The organism is Streptomyces sp. NPDC048277, assembly GCF_040652235.1.
Classification (GTDB): Bacteria; Actinomycetota; Actinomycetes; order Streptomycetales; family Streptomycetaceae; genus Streptomyces.
Genome location: NZ_JBEZLQ010000002.1, coordinates 659,138 through 683,222 on the forward strand (window position 1 = coordinate 659,138; position 24,085 = coordinate 683,222).

The window sequence follows — 24,085 nt, forward strand, 5'->3', positions numbered from 1 at the left end:
TCGTCGCCTGTCCGTCCGATCATGTCGCGCCCGCGCCCGCGTGGACCACAGGTTTCGACGGGGCGTCGGGCCTTTCTGTAGGGATCCGACAGCGACGCCCCCGAGCCACTGTCGGTGCCCGCTTGCCCGTGGAGATGACGGGACCGATAGGTTTTCGATGAAGCCACCTGTCATGCCAGCTGTTCGGGCGGGTGGTCAGACCGAACGAAAGGGTGATCTGTTGAGCCGCTCGGTTCTCGTCACTGGAGGCAACCGGGGCATCGGCCTCGCCATCGCCCGTGCTTTCGCCGACAACGGCGACAAGGTTGCCATCACGTACCGCTCGGGTGAGCCGCCGGCCGCCCTCAAGGAGTTGGGCTGCCTCGCCGTCAAGTGCGACATCACCGACACCGAGCAGGTGGAGCAGGCCTACAAGGAGATCGAGGAAGCGCACGGCCCGGTCGAGGTCCTGATCGCCAACGCCGGCATCACCAAGGACACGCTCCTGATGCGCATGTCCGAGGAGGACTTCACCTCGGTCGTCGACACCAACCTCACCGGCACCTTCCGCGTGGTCAAGCGTGCCAACCGCGCCATGCTGCGTGCCAAGAAGGGCCGTGTCGTCCTCATCTCGTCGGTCGTCGGCCTCTACGGCGGCCCCGGCCAGGCCAACTACGCCGCCTCCAAGGCCGCCCTGGTCGGCTTCGCGCGATCCCTCGCCCGTGAGCTGGGCTCGCGCAACATCACCTTCAATGTCGTCGCGCCCGGCTTCGTCGACACCGACATGACCAAGGTGCTCACCGACGAGCAGCGCGCCACCATCGTGTCGCAGGTGCCGCTCGGCCGGTACGCGCAGCCCGAGGAGGTCGCCGCGGCAGTGCGGTTCCTCGCCTCGGACGACGCTTCGTACATCACTGGAGCCGTCATCCCTGTTGACGGCGGACTGGGAATGGGTCACTGATCATGAGTGGAATCCTTGAGGGCAAGCGCATCCTGATCACGGGTGTCCTGCTGGAGTCCTCCATCGCCTTCCACGCGGCCAAGCTGGCCCAGGAGCAGGGCGCCGAGATCATCCTCACCGCGTTCCCGCGGCCCACGCTGACCGAGCGTGTGGCCAAGAAGCTGCCGAAGCCCACCAAGGTCATCGAGCTGGACGTCACCAACGACGAGCACCTCGGCCGCCTGGCCGACATCGTCGGCGAGGAGCTGGGCGGCCTCGACGGTGTCGTGCACTCCATCGGCTTCGCGCCCCAGGACGCCATGGGCGGCAACTTCCTCAACACCCCGTTCGAGTCCGTCGCGACGGCCATGCACGTCTCCGCGTTCTCGCTGAAGTCGCTCACCATGGCCTGCCTGCCGCTGATGCAGAACGGCGGCTCGGTCGTCGGTCTCACCTTCGACGCCCAGTTCGCCTGGCCGCAGTACGACTGGATGGGCCCGGCCAAGGCCGCCCTGGAGGCCACCAGCCGCTACATGGCGCGTGACCTGGGCAAGCAGAACATCCGCTGCAACCTCATCTCGGCCGGTCCGCTCGCCTCCATGGCCGCCAAGTCCATCCCGGGCTTCGACGGTCTGGCCGCCATCTGGGACAACCGCTCCCCGCTGGAGTGGAACCTGGCCGACCCCGAGCCGGCCGGCCGTGGCATCGTCGCCCTGCTGAGCGACTGGTTCCCGAAGACCACCGGCGAGATCATCCACGTGGACGGCGGTCTGCACGCCATCGGCGCCTGACCCGCACGGACTCCCGAGGCCCGCATCCCGCAAGGGTGCGGGCCTCACCCGTTCGGCCCACCGGCCGGGCCGTCGCCGCCCGCGCGGCGCACCCTGGATTACGCGTCGGATCACGTGTCGGATCACGTGTCGGATCACGCGTTCACCGCGCGATGTCCCTCCCCAGCCCGGCCGAGGAGGTCCCCTTGTGCGCCTGTCCCGCAGCCTGGCCCCGGTGACCATGGCCCTCGCCCTGGTACTGGCCCTGCCGTACGACGCGATGTCCCACGCGCGCGTGGGAAGCGGCCACAGCCCGGCACCGGAGCTGTTCGGCGCCGAGTGCCGGACCACCGTCCACGGCTCCCATGTGGTGGCCTACTGCCACAACCCCTATGTCGACACCGACCGGGTACGGCTGCACATCGAGTGCGCCGAGTGGTGGGACATCGACACCGACGGCGCACCGGCCGACACCGGGCCCGCGATGACCGTCCGGCTCAGCGGCCGCTGCTGGAAGGACGTCCGTGCGGTGTGGATCAGCCACCAGAAAGTGGACTGAGCCTGCCCGGACGGCAGTGGAACGGATAGCTCGCCGCCTCCTTGGCGGCCGCGTCCGCGTCGCCCGCGCGGATCGCCTCGACCAGCCGGCCGTGGTCCATGTACGTCTCCGGCGTCAGCTCCGCGCCGACGTCCGCGCGCAGCCAGTCCCGCAGCACCTCGCCCAGGTCCGCGTACATCGCCGTCAGCACGTCGTTGTGGGAGGCGGCCACCACGGCCAGGTGCAAGGTCGCGTCCGCCGTCACGAAGGCCTCGGCCTCGCCCGTCCGCCAGGCCTGCTCGCGGCGCACCAGGAGCGCGTCGAGCTGCCTGAGGTCCTTCTCGGTGCGCCGGGCCGCTGCCAGCTGGGCCGCGGACGACTCCAGCGTGGAGCGCAGCTCGGCGATGTGCCGGGGGTCGGCCCCGGCGAACCGGCGGTGCATCACGCCCGCCAGCTCACTGGTCGCCACGACATACGTCCCGGAGCCCTGACGGATGTCCAGCAGGCCGTTGTGCGCCAGCGCGCGAACGGCCTCCCGGACCGTGTTGCGGGCCACCCCGAGCTGTTCGACCAGCTCCGGCTCGGTGGGAATGCGCGAGCCGACCGGCCACTCGCCCGAGGTGATCTGGTTCCGCAGCTCGGCGATGACCTGCTCGGACAGCGCCGAACGGCGCGGGTGGCTCAGAGGCATGACACACCTTCGCACAGGAGAGCCGGGCGGGAGCGATCGCGTGCGCCCAGGGCTGGACAACCAATCATCCCATGATTCTATGATGGGCCTCATGGCGAGCAAGGACACCACGACGGCATCCATGGCGACACGACCGACGGCACCCGACCGAAGCCCCGCGAACACCACGCGCGCGTGGACGACGCGTCTGGTCGTCGTCGGCATCCTGCTGTCCGCGGTCAACCTCCGCCCCGCCATCACCAGCCTCGGCCCGCTCCTGGAGGAGGTCCGCGACGGGCTCGGCATGAGCGGCAGCGTGGCCGGACTGCTCACCTCCGTGCCGCCGCTCTGCTTCGCCGTCTTCGGCGTCATGGCACCCCGCCTCGCCCGCCGCTTCGGCCCCGCGGCGGTGGTCTGCGCCGGCATGGTCGCCATCACGGCCGGCCTGCTGATACGGCCGTACGCCGGGAGCACGGCCGGCTTCCTGGCCGCCAGCGCACTCGCCCTCATGGGCATCGCGGTCAGCAACGTGCTGATGCCGGTCATCGTCAAGCGCTGGTTCCCCGACCGGGTCGGCTCCATGACCGGTCTGTACTCCATGGCCCTCGCAGCCGGCACCTCGGTCGCCGCCGCGGTGACCGTGCCCATGACCGATGCGCTGGGCGGCAGCTGGCAGGCCGGGCTCGCCGTGTGGGCCGGGCTCGCGGCGTGCGCGGTGCTGCCGTGGGTTCCGCTGGTGCGGGACCGGGGGACCCCGGAGCCGCCGGCCGAGGCACACGCGCGTGCGGACCGGCAGCGGCCCGCCCTGCGGATCACCCGCAGCCGTACCGCGTGGGCGCTCGCCGTGTTCTTCGGACTGCAGGCCACCGCCGCCTACATCACGATGGGCTGGATGCCGCAGATCTTCCGGGACGCGGGCGTGCCCGCGAGCACGGCCGGGGTCCTGCTCGCCGTCACCATGGTCATGGGTGTGCCACTGTCCTTCGTCATCCCGCGCGTGGCCACCCGGCTGCCGCACCAGGGCCCGATCGTGCTCGTGCTCGGCGTCTGCGGCCTCGCCGGATACGCCGGCCTGTACCTCGCCCCCGCCGGCGGCGCCTGGGCCTGGGCCCTGCTGCTGGGCGTCTCGAACTGCTCCTTCCCGCTGGCCCTCACGATGGTCGGGATGCGCTCCAGGACCGGCGCGGGAGTCGTCCAGCTCTCCGCCTTCGCCCAGAGCACCGGCTACCTCATCTCCATCCCGGGGCCGCTGCTGGTGGGCGTGCTCTACCAGCAGGGCGGCGGCTGGGGCCTGCCGATCGCCCTCATGATCGGCCTGATGATCCCGCAGATGGCGGTGGGTGTCCTGGCGGGCCGCGACCGCACGGTCGAGGACGAGGCGGCCGAGGCCGACCGACTCCGCCCGGCCCGGTGACGCCTCGGTCACGCCCCGCGACCCGCCGAGGCCCACCCCGCCCGATCCGTCCCCTTCGGCAGGTGCCAGACTGACCCCATGCCAGTGCTCGACCCGAACCCCCAGAACGGTCAGAAGAAGATGCTGATCGTCTTCGGCTCGTTCTTCGCCATCTTCATCGTCATCGCCGTCATCGCGACCCTCGCGTCCCCCTGACCACCGCCCCGGCGGCCGATGGTGGGGCTAGCTCCACCATCCCCTAGGGGGTGAGGGTCAGGGTCAAGTGGGTGGGTCACCGGATGGGTTGGCGACCACCGATTCCGTAATTTCGAGGTGTGGCCGCGAGGGGCGGCCAGCAGACCCCGGAGACCAGCGGAGGCGACCATGCCGGCCCGAACGCACACCCGGCCCCACCCGGCGACCCCGGGCAGCGTCGACATCCGGCTGCCCTGGTGGGCCCTCGTCCTGCCCGCGCTCGCCTTCGTCTCCCTGCTCGCGCTGATACTGAACCCGGCGGACGCCCACGCGGCCGTCGGCGACCCGGTCGTCACCCGTCTCGTCGAGCACGTCCGGCAGCTCGTCACCCGCTAGCGCCGGTGGCCCCGGACCGGGCGAAGCCGCATGTCAACTCCCTGCGCCCGATGGCCTGTTTCATGCGAAGCTGGGTCCCATGAGCGTCGCAGAACCCCGCAGGATTGTCTTCTTCCGCCATGCGAAAGCCGACTGGCCACAGGTGACCGATCACGAGCGACCGCTCGCTGACCGGGGCCGTATGGACGCCGCCGTCGCCGGACGCAAGCTGGCGGACAGCGGCATCACCTTCGACCTGGCCCTGTGCTCCACCTCCGTGCGTACCCGGGAGACCTGGAAGCTCGCCGTCCATGAGCTCGCGCACCGGCCGAAAACCATCTACGAGGAGCGGGTGTACGAGGCCTCACCGGGCGAGCTGATCGCCGCGCTCAACGAGCTGCCCGACGACGCGCAGAACGTGATCCTGATCGGTCACAACCCCGGCGTGCACGGCGTGACCGAGATCCTGGCCGGCACCGCCGAGGGCGACGCCCGCGAGCGGATGAACCGCCGGGGCTTTCCGGCCGCCGCCTTCGCCGTGGTGACGTTCGAGGGCTCCTGGAAGACCCTGGAGCCCGGCGTGGCCACGCTCGTGGACTACTGGGCACCCTCCGAATGAGACCACCGCACGGCCGTCGTACGACGACCGCCTCCTGAAGCGGGACGACAAGGGCCCGGCACCGGTCTCCCCGGTGCCGGGCCCCCGCACTCCGATCGGCCGGGCCGGTCAGCTCTCGTCGTGGGTGTCCGCCGCCTCGACCTCTTCACGGGTGACGCCCAGCAGGTACAGGACCGTGTCCAGGAAGGGGAAGTTCACCGCCGTGTGCGCGGCCTCGCGGACCACCGGCTTGGCGTTGAAGGCGACACCGAGACCGGCCGCGTTCAGCATGTCCAGGTCGTTGGCGCCGTCACCGATGGCCACCGTCTGCGCCAGCGGAACGCCCGCCTCGGCGGCGAACCGGCGCAGCAGCCGCGCCTTGCCCGCCCGGTCCACGATCTCGCCGGTCACCCGGCCGGTCAGCTTCCCGTCGGCGATCTCCAGCGTGTTGGCCTGGGCGAAGTCCAGCCCCAGCCGCTCCTTCAGATCGTCGGTGACCTGGGTGAAGCCGCCCGACACGACACCGACTTGGTAGCCGAGCCGCTTCAGCGTACGGATCAGGGTCCGGGCGCCCGGCGTCAGCCGCACCTCGGCCCGCACCTTCTGCACGACCGACTCGTCCAGGCCCTTCAGCAGCGCCACGCGCGCGTGCAGCGACTGCTCGAAGTCCAGCTCGCCGCGCATCGCGGCCGCCGTCACCTCGGCGACCCGGTCCTCGCAGCCGGCGTGCGCGGCGAAGAGCTCGATCACCTCGTCCTGGATGAGCGTCGAGTCCACGTCCATCACGACCAGGCGCTGGGCCCGCCGGTGCAGGCCCGCCGCGACGACCGCCACGTCCACGCCGAGCTCGGCCGCGTCGGAGGCCAGGGCGGTGCGCAGCGGCTCCGTCTCCACACCGGACACCGCGAACTCCACGGCTGTCACCGGGTACTTGGCGAGCCGGAAGATACGGTCGATGTTGCCGCCGGTCTTGGCGATCCGGGCGGCGATGGCGGCCGTCGACTCGGCGGTCAGGGGGTGACCGAGGACGGTGACCAGGGAGCGGCCGAGACCGCGCGGCCGGTTGTCGCCGCGGCCGGAGATGATCTCCGCCTGCATCTTCATCGACTCGGCCCAGCTGTGCACGGTCGCCCTGAGGTCGCCCTCCAGCCCCGCCGGGGGCTGGGTCACGAGCGCGCACAGTACCAGGCGGCCTCGCGTGACGACCTGCTCGATGTCGACCACGTCGACCATGTACGCGGCAAGGGTGTCGAAGAGGCCGGCCGTGATGCCCGGCCTGTCCTTGCCGAAAATCTTGACGAGGAGAGTGGGGACCTCGGAGGTCTGCGGATCGCTCATGGTGTAACCACCGTAACCGGCGCCCTGTGGCTGCGGCGCAGGTGGTCCGCCTGACGGACACGGAACAATAAGTGTCGGGCCGGTGTCGGAGGCCTTGCTTCCGGACAACGGACGAACGTGCGTGCGATGTCAATGGGTATGAGCGGGGCGCACCGGCCGTGCCTTCACCCACGGTTAACCGTCGAGCCACGCACAGTGCAGCGGCCACCGGCCTCACCGATTGGGCCGCCGGGGAGGCGGGGGAGGCGGCGGTGGAGGAGGTGGTGGCGGTGGCGGGGCGTTCCGACCGTCCGGGGACCCGTCTCCGCGCCGCGCCCCCGGACGCCGCGGGGAGCGGGGCGGCGGGTCCATCGGCCGGGCCATGGTGGGAGCGCCGTACACATCGCCCGAGCCGGGCGGTACGTCGGAGCGGTCTCCGCTGCTGTCGGGCCAGCCCTCCTGCGAAGACCGGCGGTCGTCGGCGTGCCCGGCGTCCGCCGGGGGCGATGAACCCTGCGGTTGCCGTGGCCCGTCGGGCCGGTGCGGCTGCCCGTCGTACGGCCCCGGAGCCTGCCACCCCCGCCCCCTCTCGGACCGAGGCCCTCGGCCGCCCCCCGTCTCCCGCAGCTCTTCCGGCACCCGGAGGTAGGGATTCGTGCTCGGATTCGGCGGACGGTACGGAGTCTCCGGCACGTAAGGACCCGCAGCCCCGCTCCCGACCCGCCCCGGAGCCCCGGGACCCCCCGGATGCACCGGACCGCTTCCCCCGCCGTCCCCGCCGCTCCCCACCCGACCCAGCGCCAGTGGTGCCGCGTGGGACCCGGCCGCGCCGGTCGCCCACGCCAGGAGCGCCCCCGCGGCCCCCGCCGCCGCACCCCAGGCCGCGCCGAGCAGCAGCGCCATGCCCAACTGCCCGTGCAGTTCGATCCCCGCGCCGAACGCGTCGAAGCCCAGCACCGACAGCGAGGCGTCCACGGACACGTCCGTCAGCCAGGCCAGCAGCGGCAGCGTGAGCGCGGTCGCGATCCCCAGCCGCACGGCACACCGCCCGGCGAACCCGAGCGCGCCGGAACGGGCGACCCGCCCCTCCGCGCCACCCGACCCCCACCCCACCGGCGTCCGAACCGCCATGAACACCCCGGCCAGCAGCATCAGCAGTGCCGCCGCGACCCCCAGCAGCCACACCCGTCCGTCCAGGTCGGCCAGGTGGCCGAGCGTCACGGACTGGTCGGACCCGGAGTTCAGGAGGTCGTCCAGGGGGTGCGGCAGAAAGGCGGTCAGGACGCCCGTCGCCCTGCCGTCGAACGGGACGAGAAGGCCGATCGGGACGCCGAGCCAGACGCCGTTCGGGGCCCCGAGCAGCGCCGCGCCCGTGATCCGGGCCGGGTGCGGGTCGCCGATCGCCGCGTAGGCCGCCGCCGCCCAGCCGGCCGCCACGGCCACCAGCAGTACCGTCACCAGTGCCGAGGCCGCCGGCCGTACCACCCGGTGCACCGCCTCCCAGCCGCGCGGCAGCGGAGTGCGGCGCGAGGCGAGCAGGGCGATCAGCAGGATGCCCGTGCACCAGCCGAGGCCGCCGAGCAGGGTCGCCGCGGTGTCCACGCGGAAGCCGACCGCCGCGTTCGCGTGGACGAGGTCGCCGAGGCGGTTCGGCAGCAGCCCGCCGATGTCCCCGATACCGGGGATCTTCAGCCCTCCGCCGCCGCTCCCTCCCCCCGGCAGCTTGTCCAGCCCGAGCGCACCGCCGTCGATCGTCACGACCGAGTGCCCCGCCCACGCCAGTCCGCCCAGCGTCGCCACGAACAGCACGACCACCGTGCCCGCGCGGGCGAGCAGTTCGGCCGGTGCGATCACAACTCCGGCCGTGCGCAGGGACCGTAAGAAGAACCATGACAAAAGGAGCGCACCGACCAGGCTCACCCCCAGTGGCGTGATCTGGATGGCCGTCGTGGCCTCCGCTCCCTTGAGGCCGAAAGCGGACAGATCTCCGTTCGGAGTGACCGAACCACCCGCCCCGAGCGCCACGACCGCCGCTGTCATCGGGCCCAGTGAACCCGCCGCGTCGGCCTGCAGCAGATGCAGACCCAGTGCCGCCGTGCCCGCCATGCCGATCAACGCCCAGCTCACGGCGGCGATCGCGGACAGCGAGATGTCGCCCCACGGCAGCCGTGCGCCGTGCCTCGCGTTCTCGACTCCCGCGCCGGAAGCGCCGGAAGCGCCGGAAGCGCCGGAAGCGCCGGAAGCGCCGGAAGCGCCGGAAGCGCCGGAAGCGCCGGAAGCGCCGGAAGCGCCGGAAGTGCCGGAAGTGCCGGCCGTGCCAGCCGTGCCAGAACTCATGGCAGACCCCCCGATCCGCAGACGTCCGGGGCCGCTCCGTCGCGCTTGTCCCCCTCGCGTGGATTACCACTCTCCGGCCCGGTTTCAACCCCGTCAACGGAAAGAGTTGAAGCGCTCGTACGAGACCCCCGCAAGGCCCGACTTTCGGTCACAGGGGCGAGCCTGAAATAGTTCCCGACGATGTTCGACATCCCTAGACTCCCTGTGATGGGGGTAACTCGGGGGACTACTCATGGGGCTTGGAGTGCCGGAACTCGTACTCGAATCAAACGGACGTACCTGGACGCTCGACACGTCCAGGTCATACACCCTCGGACGTGATCCGCAGGGGGACATCGTGTTCGATGACGCCAGGGTCTCCTGGCGGCACGCCACGATCAGCTTCGACGGCCGCAGTTGGGTCGTCGAGGACCACGGCAGTACCAACGGCACCTTCGTGCAGAGCCGGCGGGTCCAGCGGACCGAGATCGGCCCGGGCTCGGCCGTGCACCTGGGCAACGCGAACGACGGACCGCGGCTGAGCCTCTCCGGCGCCGCGACCGCCGTCGCGCAACCGCAGCCCCAGCAGCAGCCGTTCGCGGCGCAGGGTGCGGGCGGCGCCGGCTGGTCCCAGCAGGCTCCGCCGGCCCCGCAGGCGGACTGGCAGCAGCCGCAGGCGGCTTCGGCGGGCCCGCACCAGGCGATCCCGCAGCAGCAGGGCGCCCCGGCCGTGGCCTCCAGCGGTGGCGCGGGGGCGTCGCCGGTCTACGGTGACCGCAGCCCGACCACGTTCCACCAGTTCTCCATCGGCCGCGTGATGCGGATCGGCCGTGCGCTGGACAACGAGCTGGTCGTGTCCGACCTGCAGGTCTCGCGCCACCACGCCGAGTTCCACTCCACGCCCGACGGCCGCATGGAGATCCGCGACCTGGGCTCGCACAACGGCACGTACGTCAACGGTATGCCGATCTCCAAGGGCGGCACGGCGGTCCTCGACGCGAACGACATCGTCGGCGTCGGCCACTCCACCTTCCGGATCGTCGGCGACCGCCTCGAGGAGTTCGTCGACACCGGTGAGGTCTCCTTCTCCGCACGCCGGCTGACCGTCACGGTCGACGGCGGCAAGCAGATCCTCAAGGACGTCTCCTTCGGTGTCCCGGAGAAGTCCCTGATCGCGGTCATCGGCCCGTCGGGCTCCGGCAAGTCGACGCTGCTCAAGGCGCTCACCGGCTACCGCCCCGCCAACGAGGGCGAGGTGCTGTACGACAACAGGAACCTGTACAAGCAGTTCGCCGAGCTGCGTCAGCGCATCGGTCTGGTCCCGCAGGACGACATCCTGCACAAGGAGCTGACCGTCAAGAAGGCCCTCAAGTACGCGGCCAAGCTCCGCTTCCCCGCCGACACCACGGGCGAGGAGCGCGAGGCCCGCATAGACGAGGTGCTGCGCGAGCTGAAGCTGGACATCCACAAGGAGAAGAAGGTCACCTCCCTCTCCGGCGGCCAGCGCAAGCGCGTCTCGGTGGCCCTGGAGCTGCTCACCAAGCCGTCGCTGATCTTCCTCGACGAGCCGACCTCGGGCCTCGACCCGGGCATGGACCGCGATGTCATGCAGCTGCTGCGGGGCCTGGCCGACGACGGCCGCACGGTCCTCGTCGTCACCCACTCCGTGGCCGAGCTGGCGCTGTGCGACAAGCTCCTGGTGATGGCCCCGGGCGGCGCGGTCGCCTACTTCGGCCCGCCCGAGGAGGCGCTGAACTTCTTCGGCTACGACACCTGGGCCGATGTCTTCTCCGCCTTCGAGAACTACCGCGACTACGACTGGGCCGGACGCTGGAAGGGCTCGCAGCACTACCAGATGTACGCCGCGGACATCGACGCGATTGCGCCGCAGTCCGTACAGATGCCTCCGATGCAGGCGATGAAGCCGAAGAAGCCGCAGAGCTGGGGTTCGCAGCTGCTGACCCTGGTGCGGCGGTACGTGTCGGTCATCGCCTCCGACAAGGGCTTCCTGCTGCTGACGGTGATCCTGCCGGCGGTGCTCGGCGCGGTCAGCCTGCTGATCGACAGCGACAAGACCCTGCTGGTGAACCCGGTCAACCACAAGACCGGTGTCCCCGTACCGAACGGCACGGCGACCACGGTCCTGCTGATCCTCGCGGTCGGCGCCTGTTTCGCGGGTGCCGCGAACTCCGTGCGTGAGCTGATCAAGGAACGGGTCATCTACGAGCGGGAGCGGGCGACCGGCCTGTCCCGGTCGGCGTATCTGATGTCCAAGGTGGTCGTGCTCGGTGTGATCACCGTGCTGCAGGGCCTGATGGTCGGCCTGATCGGCTTCTCCAGCCGTACGATCCCCGGCGAGGGCGTGATCCTCGGCCACTCCACCCTGTTGGAGCTGTGCATCCCGATCATGGGACTCGGCTTCACCTCGATGATGTTCGGCCTGGTCATCTCGTCGCTGGTGAAGACGTCCGAGAAGACCATGCCGCTGCTGGTGATGTTCGCGATCATCCAGGTCGTGTTCACCGGCTGCCTGTTCAACCTGAACGGCGCGGTGGGCGTGAACCAGGTCTCGTTCCTGATGCCGTCCCGCTGGGCGGTGGCCGCCGACGGCGCCACGCTGGACTTCAACAACATCGCGCCGAACACCGACGACCCGACCAAGACGGACCCGCTGTGGAACCACACGGCCGGCGCCTGGACCATGGACATGGCCGCGCTGATCGTCCTCGGGGTGATCTGCGGCTTCCTGGTGGCCCGCTTCCTGCGCCGCCACGAGCCCGAGGTCATGCGCAAGTAGTCCCTCCCGTACGACGCCGAAGGGCGGCGCCCCGCAGTGGGGTGCCGCCCTTCGGCGTGTGCGTGCAGAGGTCCGCGCAGGCCTCAGTACGCGCTGTTGACGTTGTCGATCGAGCCGTACCGGTGGGCCGCGTAGTTGGCGGCGGCGGTGATGTTGGCGACCGGGTCGTAGATGTTCCAGGACGTGCCGGAGACGTGGTACGTCGCGAAGGTCGGCGGGATCACCTGGAGCAGGCCCTTGGAGGGGACGCCGTTGATGGCGTTGATGTCCCAGTTGTTGATCGCGTTCGGGTTGCCGGACGACTCCCGCATGATGTTGCGGTGCAGGCCGTTGTAGGAGCCCGGGATGCCCTTGGTGTGCATGATGTCGAGGGCCTGGCGGATCCAGCCGTCGAGGTTGTTGGCGTAGGTCTTCGAAGCGACCGGCTGGAGCTGCGGGCGCTGCGCGGACCGGCTCGCGGCCTGCTGGGCGGCGGCCTTCTTCAGCGCGGCGACGTGCTTGACGTGGGCGGCGTGCACCTCGTGGGCCGTGGACGCCTTCGCCTTGGCGGCGATGGCCTCGACCTTGACGTTCTGGAACGCGAGCTGGTCCGTGACCGTGCCCTTGACGTCCTTGATCTGCTCGGTGCCGTAGGCCACGTGGGACGCGGTCTCGGGAGCCCCGGTCACGAGCGTCTCGGCGCTGCTGGGCACGGCGGAGAAGGCGACGGCCGCGGCGCCGAGCGTGGCGACACCGGCGAGCGCGATCTTGGAATGCTTCTTCAGCGTAGGACTGTGGGTGTTCTTGGGCATGGCAGTGGACCTCTTCGAATAGCGCGGAGGTCGCTCGTTGTCCGCGGGGGGAGACCGGCTCCTCCTGCACGAACACCGCGGTGGGAACCCGCGGTGCTGAGCGACGAGAGCAATTCTTAGCGGCCGCAAAATGCCGTGGCAAAGGTGTGACGTACGATCCCGGGTAGTGGACCCTGGAAGGGCAAAACGGGACAGACTAGGTCGTCTGTCCCGTTCATGTGGGGGGCCTTTATCTCCTATGTCCGTTCGTACGTGATGTGCACCCTATGTGCGGCCTCACATCGGCCGCACATGAATCTCACTGCGAGTTGCTGACGCAATGCCCTGTGTGAGGTCCGTCCCCCGGGAGGATGAGGTGCACGTCCCCGAACTCGTGCCACAGGTAGAGCCCGCCCAGCGCCTCCTCGTAGCTGCGCTCGATCGCGGCCCGCCCGGCGACCGCCTCCAGCATCAGCAGATGCGAGGCCTCCGGCTCGTGCAGCCCGGTCAGCAGCCCGTCCACCACCCGCACCCCGCGCCCGGGCGTCACGACGAGCTCCGTCCATCCCGCGGCCGCCCGCACCACCCCGTCGGCCCCGGCGGCCGACTCCACGGCCCGTACGGCGGTCGTCCCCACGGCGACGACCCTGCCTTCTCCCGCCTTCACGTCGTTGATGAGCCGCGCCGACGCCTCCGGCACGGCGAACCGCTCCGCGTACGGCGGCTCGTGCACCTCCGCCGACGACACCCCCGTGTGCAGCGTGATCGGCGCGAACTGCACCCCACGGCTCACCAGCTCCGTCACCAGCCGCGCGGTGAAGGGCCGCGCCGCACTCGGCATCTCCGCACTGCCCGCCCCGTCCGCCGAAGGCAGCGCGAACACCGTCTGGTACGCGGACAGCGGCTGGTCCCGCTCCGTATAGGAGTAACGAATGGGCCGCCCGTGCTCCCGCAGCACCCCGCCGACGTCCGCCGAGGTCCGCGCCCACCAGAGCCGCTCGCCCCGCGTGCTCAGCGGCTCCTCCAGGACCATCCGCCCGCCCCCGGGCAGTCGCACCCCAGTTCCCGCGCGCGTACCCGCACGCGCGTGTGTCGTGCCGTTCCCGTCCGGCTCCCGCAGTTCGACCGCCCACCGTCCGTCGTCCCCGCGCATCGAGAAGTGCACCACCACGCGCGCGTGCCCGACCCGCCCGTCCACGGCGGCCGCCAGCGTCGGCGAGGTGTTCACCACCAGCAGGTCCCCGGCCCGCAGCAGCCGCGGCAGCTCGGCGAAGGCGTGATGCGACACCGCCGTCCCGCACGACACCAGCAGCCGTACGGCATCCCGGTCGAGCCCCGGCCCCCGCTGCTCGGCGGGCACGCGGGCGGACAGTTCCTCCGGCACCCGCAAAGCGGTCGTCATCGCCCCTCCACCAGTGCGGGCGCCCCGTACCGCCCGCTCGCCGGCCGCTCGTCGAGCAGCCGCAGGAACGCCGGTACGACGCTCGACGGCGCCGGCCGCGGATCGTCGTCGTCCGGTACGGCCGCCGCGTACAGGCCGGTCGCCATGTCCCCGGGATCCACCGCCCACACCCGCAGCCCCGGCTCCTCCACGCCCAGCACGGCCGCCAGCTGGTCCAGGGCCGCCTTCGAGGCGCCGTAGCCTCCCCAGGTCTCGTACGCCTCCGCGCCCGCGTCCGAGCTGACCGCTATCACCGCCCCGCCCGCGGACTCCCGCAGCAGCGGCAGCGCCTCCTGGACCAGGCCCAGCGCGGCCACCACGTTCACCTCCAGCGCCCGGCGCAGCCCCGCCAGGGGCAGCTCGCCCAGGCGCACCAGGGGCTCGGCACCCAGCGCGCTGGCATTGCTCACCAGCAGATCCACCCCGCCCAGCTCACGCGCGGCCGCCACCAGGCCGGCCCGGTGCCCGCCGTCCGTCACATCCCCGGGCAGGGCCGCCACCCGCCGCCCGTGCCCCGCGACGGCCTCCGCCGCCTCTTTCAGGGCCCCGTCGCCCCTGGCGTCCAGCACCAGGTCCCAGCCGCGCGCGGCCAGCGCCTCGGCCAGCGCCCGCCCCAGCCCCTTCGAGGCCCCCGTGATGATCGCTACCGGCATGACAACCGTCCCCTCGGCTCCGTCCGCCTCCGTCGGCGGTGCCCTCACCGTAGGAACGGGCCCGTCCCGGCCGCCTCGGACGCGGGCCGCAACCGGGCGGGGCCCTTCGGACTACGCCGCAGGTCCGGGACCTGCGCCCTAGGTCCCCGGGCCTACGGCCGGCGGCCCAGGCCCTGCCGCCATCGGTCCGATCCGCGGTGTCACACCCCGTCGGTACCGTGAGGGCATGAGTCACGTTCCCCGGTCCGGCCTCGCCGCGGTGAGTTCCGCGCTGCTGGCCATGAGCAGGCATCTGGAGGTGCGCGACGTCCTCAAGACGATCGTCGCCTCCGCCCGTGAGCTGCTCGACGCGGAGTACGCCGCGCTCGGGGTCCCCGACGACCACGGCGGCTTCGCCCAGTTCGTCGTCGACGGCGTCACCGACGCCCAGTGGAAGGCCATCGGCCCGCTCCCGCGCCAGCACGGTATCCTCGCCGCGATGCTCCACGAGGCGAAGGTCGAGCGGCTGGCAGACGTCCGCAAGGACCCCCGCTTCGAGGGCTGGCCGTCCGCGCACCCCGACATGTCCGACTTCCTGGGCCTGCCGATCCGGGACGACGACGAGATCATCGGCGCGCTGTTCCTCGCCAACAAGAACTGCCCCAAACCGGAAGGCGGTTGCGGCTTCACCGCGGAGGACGAGGAACTCCTCTCCATCCTCGCCCAGCACGCGGCCATCGCCCTCACCAACGCCCGCCTCTACGAGCGCAGCCGCGAGCTGACGATCGCCGAGGAACGCTCCCGGCTCGCCCACGAGTTGCACGACGCGGTGAGCCAGAAGCTGTTCTCGCTGCGCCTCACCGCCCAGGCCGCCGCCGCCCTGGTCGACCGCGACCCGTCCCGCGCCAAGGGCGAGTTGCAGCAGGTGGCCGCGCTGGCCGCCGAGGCCGCCGACGAACTGCGGGCCGCCGTCGTCGAGTTGCGCCCCGCAGCGCTGGACGAGGACGGTCTGATCGCCACCCTGCGCACCCAGGTCCAGGTCCTCGACCGCGCCCACAGCGCGCGCGTGACCTTCGCCTCCAGCGGCTTCCGCGCCCTGCCCGCCGCCCAGGAGGAGGCCCTGCTCCGGGTCGCCCAGGAGGCCCTGCACAACGCGCTCAGGCACTCCGGGGCCGAACACGTCGACGTGACCGTGAACCGGCGCGGCGGCGGAGCCGTGCTGCGGGTCGCAGACGACGGCAGCGGCTTCGACCCGCACGTCACCCGGAGCGCCGGGCGCCATCTCGGACTCGTCTCCATGCGGGACCGGGCGAGCGGCGCCGGCGGCTCGCTGACCGTGGAATCGGCGCCCGGCAAGGGCACCACGATCGAGATGGAGGTCCCCGGTGGCTGACGCGATCCGGGTGCTGCTGGTCGACGACCACCAGGTCGTCCGCCGGGGCCTGCGCACCTTCCTGGAGGTCCAGGACGACATCGAGGTGGTCGGCGAGGCCGCCGACGGCGCCGAAGGGGTCGAGCGCGCCCAGGAACTGACCCCCGACGTCGTCCTCATGGACGTCAAGATGCCCGGCATGGACGGCGTGGAGGCCCTGCGCAGACTCCGCGAACTCGACAACCCCGCGCGCGTGCTGATCGTCACCAGCTTCACCGAGCAGCGCACCGTGATCCCGGCCCTGCGCGCGGGCGCCGCCGGGTACGTCTACAAGGACGTCGATCCCGAGGCGCTCGCCACCGCCATCCGCTCGGTGCACGCCGGGCACGTCCTGCTCCAGCCCGAGGTGGCCGGCGCGCTGCTCTCCCAGGAGGAGGCCAACTCCGGGCAGGGCAGAGGCGGTTCGCTCACCGAGCGGGAGCGCGAGGTGCTCGGTCTGATCGCCGACGGCCGCTCCAACCGCGAGATAGCCCGCGCCCTGGTGCTGTCCGAGAAGACCGTGAAGACACACGTCTCGAACATTCTGATGAAACTCGACCTCGCCGACCGCACCCAGGCCGCCCTGTGGGCCGTTCGCCACGGCGCGGCCGGCTGAAACGCCCTCCGCACCGCTTCACCGACGGCAACATGGAGGGTCGCCTTCCGGGCTGAGATTCATACCGTCGTGGGAATGTCACCCGGACGGCGCATCCTCTCCCGGCCACCGCCGTTCTCCAGTGCGTGCTGCGGCGACCGCCGCGGCGATCGCCAAGGAGGGCTCAAGAAGTGAAGAACCTGAAGAAGGCAGCGGCCGTGACGATGGTGGCCGGCGGGATCATGGTCGCCGGTGCGGGCATGGCCTCCGCCCACACGGGCGGCGCCCACGCCGGCGGCGCCGCCCAGGGCTCTCCGGGCGTCGTCTCCGGCAACGTCATCCAGGTCCCGGTGCACATCCCGGTCAACGTCTGCGGCAACAGCGTGAACGTCATCGGCGTACTGAACCCCGCGTTCGGCAACGTCTGCGTCAACCACTGACGCCGCGCCTTACGGCGGCTTCGGCCTCCGGCCTTCCGGGCGCCCCCGGAAGGCCGTTCGGCGTTCCTAACGCCCCCGCTCGCGTTTCTCCACCACGGAGTTGTACGCCGCCACCTGCGCCCGCCGGGCCGTCCGCTCCACCGGCCGCAGCGCCAGCGACCGCGCCGCCATCTCCGACGCGCTCACCGCGCCGCCGTGCCCGTTCTCGTACGCCAGCGAGATCAGCATCCCCACCCGCTGCGCCAGCTCCAGCACCCGCACCGCCCGCGGCGGATACCCCGGCGCCAGCACCTCCCGCCCCCGCTCGGCCCGCGCCCGGTACGCGTCGATCGCCGCCTCGGCCACCGGCCCCGACCCCGCGACGTCCAGCTTCGACAGCACGTCGGTCGCGTCCCGCAGCGCCTCCGCCAGCTCCCGCTCCGCTTCACCGAGCGAGGGCACATCGGCGGGCGGCGCCTCCCGCACCGGCAGCACATGCCAGACCACCTCGACATGCACATCACCGGCGGGCCCGGCCTCGTACACCTCCGGTACGAGCCCGAACGCGGCGCCGTAGCAGATCACCGCCTCCTCGGCGTCCATCGCCCGCGCGTTGAACTCCGGCGGCCCGCTCAGCCCCAGCGGATGCCCCGGCGCCGGCAGCGCGATCCGCAGCCCGGTCACCCCGAGCGTCCGCAGCCGCCCCAGCGCCAGCGTGAGCCCGACCGGCGCCGACTCACCCGGCAGCCCCTCCACCCGGTGCACCGCGTCCTCGCCGACGATGGCGAGCACGGCGTCATCCGGAGAGACAAGTCCGGCCAATAGGGCATTTCCCCAAGCGGCAAGGCGTCCTGAACGCGGTTCCGAGAGCATGCCCCCACCCTAAGGACCGGACCGATGGAATGGAGCGCCGCACTCGTGGCGTAGATTTCGTAGGGGCTGCGCCCACCGGCGCCGCCGCCCGAGCCACAGGCGTACGCGACAGCCGAGACCGGCCACACTGCAAGGGGAGACAACGCGCTCATGAGCGATGTTCTGGAGCTTCAGGACGTATCTGTGGTCCGTGAGGGCCGGGCTCTGGTGGACCAGGTCTCCTGGTCGGTGAAGGAGGGCGAGCGCTGGGTCATCCTCGGCCCCAACGGCGCCGGCAAGACCACCCTCCTGAACATCGCCTCCAGCTACCTCTACCCCAGCAAGGGCACCGCCACCATCCTCGGCGACACCCTCGGCAAGGTCGACGTCTTCGACCTGCGCCCCCGCATCGGCATGGCCGGCATCGCGATGGCCGAAAAGCTCCCCAAGCGCCAGACCGTCCTGGAGACCGTGCTCACCGCCGCCTACGGCATGACCGCCCACTGGCAGGAGGAGTACGACGAGGTCGACGAGCAGCGCGCCCGCGCCTTCCTCGACCGCCTCGGCATGACCGACTACGTCGACCGGAAGTTCGGCACCCTCTCCGAGGGCGAGCGCAAGCGCACCCTGATCGCCCGCGCCCTGATGACCGACCCCGAGCTGCTGCTGCTCGACGAGCCCGCCGCCGGACTCGACCTCGGCGGCCGCGAGGACCTGGTCCGCCGCCTCGGCCGGCTCGCCCGCGACCCGATCGCCCCCTCCATGATCATGGTCACCCACCATGTCGAGGAGATCGCCCCCGGCTTCACCCACGTCCTGATGATCCGCCAGGGCAAGGTCCTCACCGCCGGCCCGCTGGAGCTCGAACTGACCTCCCGCAACCTCTCCCTCTGCTTCGGCCTCCCGCTCGTCGTCGAGCAGCTCGGCGACCGCTGGACCGCCCACGGACTGCCCCTGTCCTGACTGCCCCTGTTCCGACGGGCATTGACGCGGCAAAGCACCCTGTCGGGTTCGGCACCCCCGGCCCTACCATGACAATGTGAACAACATCGACGCATGGGTGTGGTGGCTCGTCGTCGCGGCGGCACTCGGCATCCCGCTCGTGGTGACCGCGATGCCGGAGTTCGGCATGTTCGCGGTCGGCGCCGTGGCCGCCGCCGGCACCGCCGGGTTCGGCGCGGGCGTCGTGCTCCAGGTGCTCGTCTTCGTCGTCGTCTCGGTCGCCCTGATCGCCGTCGTACGCCCCATCGCGAACCGGCACGCTCTCCAGCGCCCCCAACTCGCGACCGGCGTCGATGCGTTGAAAGGCAAACAGGCCGTCGTACTCGAACGCGTCGACGGCTCGGACGGACGGATCAAGCTCGCCGGCGAGATCTGGTCCGCGCGCTCACTCCACCCCGACCGTGCCTATGAAGTGGGCCAGGAAGTGGATGTCGTGGAGATCGAGGGGGCCACGGCGATCGTCATCTGACCTCGTAAGACTCAACTGAACAGAAGAGTCCCCGAGTTGCGTGTGCGTCTGTCAGACTCATCCAGCAAGATCTTCAACAACCATAAGATCTGCCGAAGCGTCGAGGCGGAGAAGGGTACGGGGAGCGACGATGGAACCGGTCATCATCGTCCTGGTCATTCTGGTGGTGTTGGTCTTCATCGCCTTGATCAAGACGATCCAAGTCATCCCACAGGCGAGCGCCGCCATCGTCGAGCGCTTCGGCCGCTACACGCGGACGCTCAACGCGGGCCTCAACATCGTGGTCCCGTTCATAGACACCATCCGCAACCGCATCGACCTGCGTGAACAGGTCGTGCCGTTCCCGCCCCAGCCGGTGATCACCCAGGACAACCTGGTCGTGAACATCGACACCGTCATCTACTACCAGGTGACGGACGCGCGGGCGGCCACCTACGAGGTCGCCAGCTACATCCAGGCCATCGAGCAGCTCACGGTCACCACGCTCCGCAACATCATCGGCGGCATGGACCTGGAGCGCACCCTGACCTCCCGCGAGGAGATCAACGCGGCCCTGCGCGGCGTCCTCGACGAGGCCACCGGCAAGTGGGGCATCCGCGTCAACCGCGTCGAGCTCAAGGCGATCGAGCCGCCGACCTCCATCCAGGACTCGATGGAGAAGCAGATGCGCGCCGACCGCGACAAGCGCGCCGCGATCCTCACCGCGGAAGGCACGCGCCAGGCCGCCATCCTCACCGCCGAAGGTGAGAAGCAGTCCCAGATCCTGCGCGCCGAGGGTGAGGCCAAGGCGGCGGCGCTCCGCGCGGAAGGCGAGGCCCAGGCGGTCCGCACGGTCTTCGAGGCCATCCACGCGGGCGACCCGGACCAGAAGCTCCTCTCCTACCAGTACCTCCAGATGCTCCCGAAGATCGCCGAAGGCGACGCCAACAAGCTCTGGATCGTCCCCAGCGAAATCGGCGACGCCCTCAAGGGCCTCTCCGGAGCGATGGGCAACTTCGGCTCATTGGGCGGCGGTTCGAACGGCGGAGGCGGCAACATCCCCGCCCAGGAACGCCGGGAGAAGCCGAGCATCGACTGACGGCCACGGGAAAACAAAGGTTCCCCGCACCCCGGTCAGGGGCGCGGGGAACTGTGCGATCAGCCACGAACAACCTGTACTCGCCCGGCAACCTGAGCCAGGCAGACGACTAGGCGGCCACATCCCCCGCCAACCACTCGGGCAACGCGGCGAAATCCTCCGCCCCCATCGCCAACAGCATCGCATCCCGAGGCGAGGGCTCGAACGGCTCCCGAAGCAACGGCATCTCCGCCTCCTCAGGCGTCCGGTCCGCCTTCCGGTGATTGTCCTCCGCGCACGAGGCCACCGTGTTCAGCCACGAATCCTGACCACCCTGCGCCCGGGGCACCACATGGTCCACGGTCGTCGCCCGCTTCCCGCAGTACGCGCACCGGTGCCGGTCCCTGACCAGCACTCCGCGCCGCGACCACGGCGCCTGTCTCCGAAACGGTACCCGCACATACCTGCACAGCCTTATGACCCGGGGCGCCGGTATATCCACCTCGGCACCGCGCATGCGCAGCTCGGGGTGGGCCTGCTCGACGACGGCCTTGTCCTGGAGCACCAGAACGACAGCGCGGTTCAACGTCACCGTAGACAGCGGCTCGAAGCTCGCGTTCAGCACCAGCGTGTCACGCATCCAGCCCACCTCCCATGTGCACCGTGCCCACCTCCGGCGGGCGTGGATCAACTCTGGACGGGCGCGCCGAGATGGACAACGCAATAAAAACTGCCCGCCCCTGATCACTTCCATGACCAGAGACGGGCAAACGTTCAATGAACGCTCAGCTGATTTCGCGCGCTGCGTCAGCCCTGCTCGGGGTTCTCGTACTCCCCGATGAGCTGCGCCCGCGCGATCGCGTGGAACCGCAGGTTGAACCCGACGACGGCAGGCGACACATCGGCGTCCGGACCGAGCTTCTCCTGGTCCACCGCGTACACCGTGAAGACGTACCGGTGCGGCCCGTCCCCGGGCGGCGGCGCGGCACCGCCGAAGTCCTTCGACCCGTAGTCGTTGCGCACCTGCAGCGCACCCGCGGGCAGCCCCTCGAACTTGCCGCTGCCCGCGCCCGCCGGCAGCTCGGTCACCGAGGCCGGGATGTCGAACAGGACCCAGTGCCAGAACCCGCTGCCCGTCGGGGCGTCAGGGTCGTAGCACGTCACGGCGAAACTCTTGGTCCCGTCAGGGAAACCCTCCCACCGCAGCTGCGGCGAGGTGTTGCCCTTCGCATGGACCTGAGCGTCCTTGAGCGTCGCCCCTTCCTCGATGTCCTCGCTCGTCACCGTGAACGACGGGACGGGAGGGTGGAAGTCATGGGGGAGAGGCCGCCGCTTGAGCTCGGACACCTCGGTACCTCCTGATCGATTACCGGAATCAGCAGTGCCGAGCCTAGAACCAGTTGCGCTTGCTGCCGACCTCGGACAGCCACTGGTTGAGATAAGACGCCCAGTCGGTCCCGTGGAAGTCGTGCAGACCCACCTGGAACGACCGGAAGGTGTCACTGCCCTCGCTGAACAGCCCCGGCTTCTTGTCCATTTCGAGGATGACGTCCATGGCGTGCGCGTCCGTCACGAAGCTCAGCTCGACCTGGTTCAGTCCCCGGTACTGGGACGGCGGGTGGAACTCCACCTCCTGGTAGAACGGCAGCGTCTGCCGCGTCCCCCTGATGTGCCCCTTCTCCAGGTCCGCGCTCTTGAAGCGGAAGCCGAGCTGGATGAAGGCGTCCAGGATGGCCTTCTGGGCCGGCAGTGGATGCACGTTGATCGGGTCCAGATCCCCGGAGTCCACGGCCCGCGCGATCTCCAGCTCGGTGGTCACCCCGATGTGCATCCCGCGCAGCGCCTGCCCGTCGATCATGGTGACGGGCGTCTCCCACGGAATCTCCAGCCCGAACGGCACCGCGTGCACGGCCCCGGCCTGAAGCTCGAAGGCACCACCGAGCCGCACCTTGCCGAAGTCGATGTTCTGCTTGTACTCCTCGTCGCCGTGCTCCACCTCGACCCGCGCCTGAAGACCCACGGACAACCCCTGGATCTCCTGGTTCACCGATCCACCCTGGATCCGCACCTCGCCCTGGACGACGCCACCCGGCACGACGTTGATCTCGGTGAGCACCGTCTCCACGGACGCCCCACCGGCACCCAGGCTCGCGAGCAGCTTCTTGAAGCCCATGACTCTCCCTTTACGTACGGACCTTTGATCCCTACAAACGCGAACCGGCCACCGCCGGTTCCGGCCCACACCCTGGCAAGCAGACGATTCCTTGACCAGCCCTTGGCATCCCCGGACTGGACTAGGCTCGGACGCCATGATCGCGCCCCCGGACCGTACGCCACTCCTCAGGGACTTCTTCGACCGCCCTGTACTGGAGGTCGCCCCCGACCTCCTCGGCCGCATCCTCGTCCGCACCACCCCGGACGGCCCGATCGCGGTGCGCCTCACAGAGGTGGAGGCGTACGACGGCCCGAACGACCCCGGCTCGCACGCCTATCGCGGCCGCACACCCCGCAACGAGGTGATGTTCGGTCCGCCCGGACATGTGTACGTCTACTTCACCTACGGCATGTGGTTCTGCATGAACCTCGTCTGCGGTCCCGGGGGCAGGCCGAGCGCGGTCCTGCTCCGTGCCGGCGAGATCGTCGAGGGCGTCGAACTCGCGCGTAAACGTCGACTTTCGGCCCGATACGACCGGGAACTGGCCAAAGGTCCGGCCCGCCTGGCCACCGCACTGGGCGTCGACCGCGCCCTGGACGGCACGGACGCGTGCGCCTCCGGCGAGACACCGCTGCGGATACTGACCGGCACCCCCGTGCCCTCCGACCAGGTACGGAACGGTCCGCGCACCGGAGTCGCCGGCGAGGGCGGGAACGGTGACGTCCATCCGTGGCGCTTCTGGGCGGCCAACGACCCGACGGTGAGCCCCTATCGGGCCCACGCACCCCGGCGCCGCTCAAGTTGACGCGTCCCTGGAAGGTGCGTAATGTAGCCCGAGCCGCTTGAACCGGGTACGGCAATCGCCAGCAGCCGGAAGCGGCCACCCACTACCTACGACTTCCCCTGACGGGGTCGAATTCCGCATGCCTGCATGCCCGAATTCGAACTCGCGGAACTCGATTATGAGTCTCGACGGGAGTCGGCTAACGTAGTGAATGTCGAAAGGCCGACGGGCGAAAGCCGGAAAGCCTTACGACACTCCCGCTGACTGGGAATCAGACGCCGAAAGGATCTGATAGAGTCGGAACCGCCGGAAAGGGAAACGCGAGAGCGGGAACCTGGAAAGCACCGAGGAAATCGGATCGGAAAAAGATCTGATAGAGTCGGAAACGCAAGAACGAAGGGAAGCCCGGAGGAAAGCCCGAGAGGGTGAGTACAAAGGAAGCGACCGTTCCTTGAGAACTCAACAGCGTGCCAAAAGTCAACGCCAGATATGTTGATACCCCGTCCGTCGGAAACATTCCGATGGTCGAGGTTCCTTTGAAATAACACAGCGAGGACGCTGTGTGCGAGGGGATCATTCCTCCTCTCGCACCGCTCTCGTGTGTGTCGTC

General features: G+C 70.3%; 26 protein-coding genes. 15 read left to right on the plus strand and 11 right to left on the minus strand.

Features of this window, described 5'->3' with window-relative positions:
- The first annotated feature begins 220 nt into the window (after nt 1–220).
- The 3 genes from fabG to AB0D85_RS07705 all read left to right on the plus strand — a co-directional run bounded on the left by fabG (nt 221) and on the right by AB0D85_RS07705 (nt 2,248).
- On the plus strand, nt 221–940 hold the full coding sequence (gene fabG / locus AB0D85_RS07695) for a 3-oxoacyl-[acyl-carrier-protein] reductase (RefSeq protein ID WP_362315089.1): 720 nt from the start codon (nt 221–223) through the stop codon (nt 938–940).
- A gap of 2 nt (nt 941–942) precedes the next feature.
- Nucleotides 943–1,710, plus strand: a complete 768-nt coding sequence (fabI, locus tag AB0D85_RS07700) for an enoyl-ACP reductase FabI (protein ID WP_362315092.1) — start codon at nt 943–945, stop codon at nt 1,708–1,710.
- 187 nt (nt 1,711–1,897) lie between these two features.
- Complete coding sequence (locus AB0D85_RS07705; RefSeq protein ID WP_362315094.1) at nt 1,898–2,248, plus strand: hypothetical protein; 351 nt, start codon at nt 1,898–1,900, stop codon at nt 2,246–2,248.
- Here the strand turns inward: AB0D85_RS07705 and AB0D85_RS07710 are convergent.
- Nucleotides 2,226–2,918 (minus strand): FadR/GntR family transcriptional regulator, encoded by a 693-nt coding sequence (locus tag AB0D85_RS07710; protein ID WP_362315097.1) that lies wholly within the window; start codon nt 2,916–2,918, stop codon nt 2,226–2,228. The two genes, AB0D85_RS07705 and AB0D85_RS07710, sit on opposite strands and share 23 nt — an antisense overlap.
- Nucleotides 2,919–3,039: 121 nt before the next feature.
- Here AB0D85_RS07710 and AB0D85_RS07715 point away from each other — a divergent pair, with 121 nt between their 5' ends.
- The 4 genes from AB0D85_RS07715 to AB0D85_RS07730 all read left to right on the plus strand — a co-directional run bounded on the left by AB0D85_RS07715 (nt 3,040) and on the right by AB0D85_RS07730 (nt 5,479).
- The gene (locus tag AB0D85_RS07715) at nt 3,040–4,311 is read left to right on the plus strand and encodes a CynX/NimT family MFS transporter (protein WP_362315255.1); all 1,272 of its coding nucleotides are present in this window, start codon (nt 3,040–3,042) and stop codon (nt 4,309–4,311) included.
- Between the two features lie 78 nt (nt 4,312–4,389).
- The gene (locus tag AB0D85_RS07720; protein WP_089107830.1) at nt 4,390–4,506 is read left to right on the plus strand and encodes an SGM_5486 family transporter-associated protein; all 117 of its coding nucleotides are present in this window, start codon (nt 4,390–4,392) and stop codon (nt 4,504–4,506) included.
- Between the two features lie 168 nt (nt 4,507–4,674).
- Complete coding sequence (locus tag AB0D85_RS07725) at nt 4,675–4,881, plus strand: hypothetical protein (RefSeq protein ID WP_362315100.1); 207 nt, start codon at nt 4,675–4,677, stop codon at nt 4,879–4,881.
- Nucleotides 4,882–4,960: 79 nt separating this feature from the next.
- Complete coding sequence (locus AB0D85_RS07730; protein ID WP_362315102.1) at nt 4,961–5,479, plus strand: histidine phosphatase family protein; 519 nt, start codon at nt 4,961–4,963, stop codon at nt 5,477–5,479.
- Between the two features lie 108 nt (nt 5,480–5,587).
- On the opposite strand, the gene serB is transcribed toward AB0D85_RS07730, so the two are convergent.
- A complete protein-coding gene (gene serB / locus AB0D85_RS07735; RefSeq protein ID WP_362315105.1) occupies nt 5,588–6,796 on the minus strand; it encodes a phosphoserine phosphatase SerB in 1,209 nt (402 codons plus the stop codon).
- 213 nt (nt 6,797–7,009) lie between these two features.
- Nucleotides 7,010–8,941 carry a streptophobe family protein gene (locus tag AB0D85_RS07740; RefSeq protein ID WP_362315258.1) on the minus strand — a complete coding sequence of 644 codons (1,932 nt, stop codon included), beginning with the start codon at nt 8,939–8,941 and terminating at the stop codon, nt 7,010–7,012.
- A 403-nt stretch (nt 8,942–9,344) separates the two neighbouring features.
- On the opposite strand from AB0D85_RS07740, the gene AB0D85_RS07745 reads away from it, so the two are divergent.
- On the plus strand, nt 9,345–11,888 hold the full coding sequence (locus AB0D85_RS07745) for an FHA domain-containing protein (protein WP_362315108.1): 2,544 nt from the start codon (nt 9,345–9,347) through the stop codon (nt 11,886–11,888).
- 83 nt (nt 11,889–11,971) lie between these two features.
- On the opposite strand, the gene AB0D85_RS07750 is transcribed toward AB0D85_RS07745, so the two are convergent.
- The 3 genes from AB0D85_RS07750 to AB0D85_RS07760 all read right to left on the minus strand — a co-directional run bounded on the left by AB0D85_RS07750 (nt 11,972) and on the right by AB0D85_RS07760 (nt 14,752).
- Nucleotides 11,972–12,679 carry a transglycosylase SLT domain-containing protein gene (locus AB0D85_RS07750; protein WP_362315110.1) on the minus strand — a complete coding sequence of 236 codons (708 nt, stop codon included), beginning with the start codon at nt 12,677–12,679 and terminating at the stop codon, nt 11,972–11,974.
- A gap of 298 nt (nt 12,680–12,977) precedes the next feature.
- Nucleotides 12,978–14,060 (minus strand): S-adenosylmethionine:tRNA ribosyltransferase-isomerase, encoded by a 1,083-nt coding sequence (locus AB0D85_RS07755; protein ID WP_362315113.1) that lies wholly within the window; start codon nt 14,058–14,060, stop codon nt 12,978–12,980.
- A complete protein-coding gene (locus AB0D85_RS07760; protein WP_362315116.1) occupies nt 14,057–14,752 on the minus strand; it encodes an SDR family NAD(P)-dependent oxidoreductase in 696 nt (231 codons plus the stop codon). The genes AB0D85_RS07755 and AB0D85_RS07760 overlap by 4 nt, the downstream gene beginning before the upstream one ends.
- Nucleotides 14,753–14,978: 226 nt before the next feature.
- Between AB0D85_RS07760 and AB0D85_RS07765 the strand changes: the two genes are divergently transcribed.
- The 3 genes from AB0D85_RS07765 to AB0D85_RS07775 all read left to right on the plus strand — a co-directional run bounded on the left by AB0D85_RS07765 (nt 14,979) and on the right by AB0D85_RS07775 (nt 17,177).
- Nucleotides 14,979–16,124 carry a GAF domain-containing sensor histidine kinase gene (locus AB0D85_RS07765; RefSeq protein WP_362315118.1) on the plus strand — a complete coding sequence of 382 codons (1,146 nt, stop codon included), beginning with the start codon at nt 14,979–14,981 and terminating at the stop codon, nt 16,122–16,124.
- On the plus strand, nt 16,117–16,758 hold the full coding sequence (locus tag AB0D85_RS07770) for a response regulator transcription factor (RefSeq protein WP_362315121.1): 642 nt from the start codon (nt 16,117–16,119) through the stop codon (nt 16,756–16,758). The genes AB0D85_RS07765 and AB0D85_RS07770 overlap by 8 nt, the downstream gene beginning before the upstream one ends.
- A gap of 170 nt (nt 16,759–16,928) precedes the next feature.
- The gene (locus AB0D85_RS07775) at nt 16,929–17,177 is read left to right on the plus strand and encodes a chaplin (RefSeq protein WP_362315124.1); all 249 of its coding nucleotides are present in this window, start codon (nt 16,929–16,931) and stop codon (nt 17,175–17,177) included.
- Between the two features lie 66 nt (nt 17,178–17,243).
- Here AB0D85_RS07775 and AB0D85_RS07780 read toward each other — a convergent pair whose 3' ends face one another.
- Nucleotides 17,244–18,029 carry a hypothetical protein gene (locus tag AB0D85_RS07780; RefSeq protein WP_362315127.1) on the minus strand — a complete coding sequence of 262 codons (786 nt, stop codon included), beginning with the start codon at nt 18,027–18,029 and terminating at the stop codon, nt 17,244–17,246.
- Between the two features lie 150 nt (nt 18,030–18,179).
- Between AB0D85_RS07780 and AB0D85_RS07785 the strand changes: the two genes are divergently transcribed.
- The 3 genes from AB0D85_RS07785 to AB0D85_RS07795 all read left to right on the plus strand — a co-directional run bounded on the left by AB0D85_RS07785 (nt 18,180) and on the right by AB0D85_RS07795 (nt 20,557).
- On the plus strand, nt 18,180–18,971 hold the full coding sequence (locus AB0D85_RS07785) for an ABC transporter ATP-binding protein (RefSeq protein WP_362315130.1): 792 nt from the start codon (nt 18,180–18,182) through the stop codon (nt 18,969–18,971).
- A 76-nt stretch (nt 18,972–19,047) separates the two neighbouring features.
- Complete coding sequence (locus AB0D85_RS07790) at nt 19,048–19,479, plus strand: NfeD family protein (protein WP_362315132.1); 432 nt, start codon at nt 19,048–19,050, stop codon at nt 19,477–19,479.
- 130 nt (nt 19,480–19,609) lie between these two features.
- On the plus strand, nt 19,610–20,557 hold the full coding sequence (locus AB0D85_RS07795) for an SPFH domain-containing protein (protein ID WP_362315134.1): 948 nt from the start codon (nt 19,610–19,612) through the stop codon (nt 20,555–20,557).
- Nucleotides 20,558–20,666: 109 nt separating this feature from the next.
- On the opposite strand, the gene AB0D85_RS07800 is transcribed toward AB0D85_RS07795, so the two are convergent.
- The 3 genes from AB0D85_RS07800 to AB0D85_RS07810 all read right to left on the minus strand — a co-directional run bounded on the left by AB0D85_RS07800 (nt 20,667) and on the right by AB0D85_RS07810 (nt 22,709).
- On the minus strand, nt 20,667–21,176 hold the full coding sequence (locus AB0D85_RS07800; protein ID WP_362315137.1) for an HNH endonuclease: 510 nt from the start codon (nt 21,174–21,176) through the stop codon (nt 20,667–20,669).
- A 167-nt stretch (nt 21,177–21,343) separates the two neighbouring features.
- Nucleotides 21,344–21,883, minus strand: coding sequence for a YbhB/YbcL family Raf kinase inhibitor-like protein (locus AB0D85_RS07805; RefSeq protein WP_362315140.1), 540 nt, complete (start codon nt 21,881–21,883; stop codon nt 21,344–21,346).
- A gap of 43 nt (nt 21,884–21,926) precedes the next feature.
- Nucleotides 21,927–22,709 (minus strand): sporulation protein, encoded by a 783-nt coding sequence (locus tag AB0D85_RS07810; protein WP_362315143.1) that lies wholly within the window; start codon nt 22,707–22,709, stop codon nt 21,927–21,929.
- Nucleotides 22,710–22,845: 136 nt separating this feature from the next.
- Here AB0D85_RS07810 and AB0D85_RS07815 point away from each other — a divergent pair, with 136 nt between their 5' ends.
- On the plus strand, nt 22,846–23,496 hold the full coding sequence (locus AB0D85_RS07815; RefSeq protein WP_362315146.1) for a DNA-3-methyladenine glycosylase: 651 nt from the start codon (nt 22,846–22,848) through the stop codon (nt 23,494–23,496).
- Nucleotides 23,497–23,746: 250 nt separating this feature from the next.
- On the opposite strand, the gene AB0D85_RS07820 is transcribed toward AB0D85_RS07815, so the two are convergent.
- The coding region (locus AB0D85_RS07820) for a hypothetical protein (RefSeq protein ID WP_362315149.1) at nt 23,747–24,085 on the minus strand (339 nt) is incomplete at its 5' end.

Excerpts from the sequence above, each read along its gene's own strand:
- fabI (WP_362315092.1), top strand. The coding sequence starts at position 943 with ATGAGTGGAATCCTTGAGGGCAAGCGCATCCTGATCACGGGTGTCCTG.
- AB0D85_RS07710 (WP_362315097.1), bottom strand. The coding sequence starts at position 2,918 with ATGCCTCTGAGCCACCCGCGCCGTTCGGCGCTGTCCGAGCAGGTCATC.
- AB0D85_RS07715 (WP_362315255.1), top strand. The coding sequence starts at position 3,040 with ATGGCGACACGACCGACGGCACCCGACCGAAGCCCCGCGAACACCACG.
- AB0D85_RS07720 (WP_089107830.1), top strand. The coding sequence starts at position 4,390 with ATGCCAGTGCTCGACCCGAACCCCCAGAACGGTCAGAAGAAGATGCTG.
- AB0D85_RS07725 (WP_362315100.1), top strand. The coding sequence starts at position 4,675 with ATGCCGGCCCGAACGCACACCCGGCCCCACCCGGCGACCCCGGGCAGC.
- AB0D85_RS07730 (WP_362315102.1), top strand. The coding sequence starts at position 4,961 with ATGAGCGTCGCAGAACCCCGCAGGATTGTCTTCTTCCGCCATGCGAAA.
- serB (WP_362315105.1), bottom strand. The coding sequence starts at position 6,796 with ATGAGCGATCCGCAGACCTCCGAGGTCCCCACTCTCCTCGTCAAGATT.
- AB0D85_RS07745 (WP_362315108.1), top strand. The coding sequence starts at position 9,345 with ATGGGGCTTGGAGTGCCGGAACTCGTACTCGAATCAAACGGACGTACC.
- AB0D85_RS07750 (WP_362315110.1), bottom strand. The coding sequence starts at position 12,679 with ATGCCCAAGAACACCCACAGTCCTACGCTGAAGAAGCATTCCAAGATC.
- AB0D85_RS07755 (WP_362315113.1), bottom strand. The coding sequence starts at position 14,060 with ATGACGACCGCTTTGCGGGTGCCGGAGGAACTGTCCGCCCGCGTGCCC.
- AB0D85_RS07760 (WP_362315116.1), bottom strand. The coding sequence starts at position 14,752 with ATGCCGGTAGCGATCATCACGGGGGCCTCGAAGGGGCTGGGGCGGGCG.
- AB0D85_RS07765 (WP_362315118.1), top strand. The coding sequence starts at position 14,979 with ATGAGTCACGTTCCCCGGTCCGGCCTCGCCGCGGTGAGTTCCGCGCTG.
- AB0D85_RS07780 (WP_362315127.1), bottom strand. The coding sequence starts at position 18,029 with ATGCTCTCGGAACCGCGTTCAGGACGCCTTGCCGCTTGGGGAAATGCC.
- AB0D85_RS07785 (WP_362315130.1), top strand. The coding sequence starts at position 18,180 with ATGAGCGATGTTCTGGAGCTTCAGGACGTATCTGTGGTCCGTGAGGGC.
- AB0D85_RS07795 (WP_362315134.1), top strand. The coding sequence starts at position 19,610 with ATGGAACCGGTCATCATCGTCCTGGTCATTCTGGTGGTGTTGGTCTTC.
- AB0D85_RS07800 (WP_362315137.1), bottom strand. The coding sequence starts at position 21,176 with ATGCGTGACACGCTGGTGCTGAACGCGAGCTTCGAGCCGCTGTCTACG.
- AB0D85_RS07810 (WP_362315143.1), bottom strand. The coding sequence starts at position 22,709 with ATGGGCTTCAAGAAGCTGCTCGCGAGCCTGGGTGCCGGTGGGGCGTCC.
- AB0D85_RS07815 (WP_362315146.1), top strand. The coding sequence starts at position 22,846 with ATGATCGCGCCCCCGGACCGTACGCCACTCCTCAGGGACTTCTTCGAC.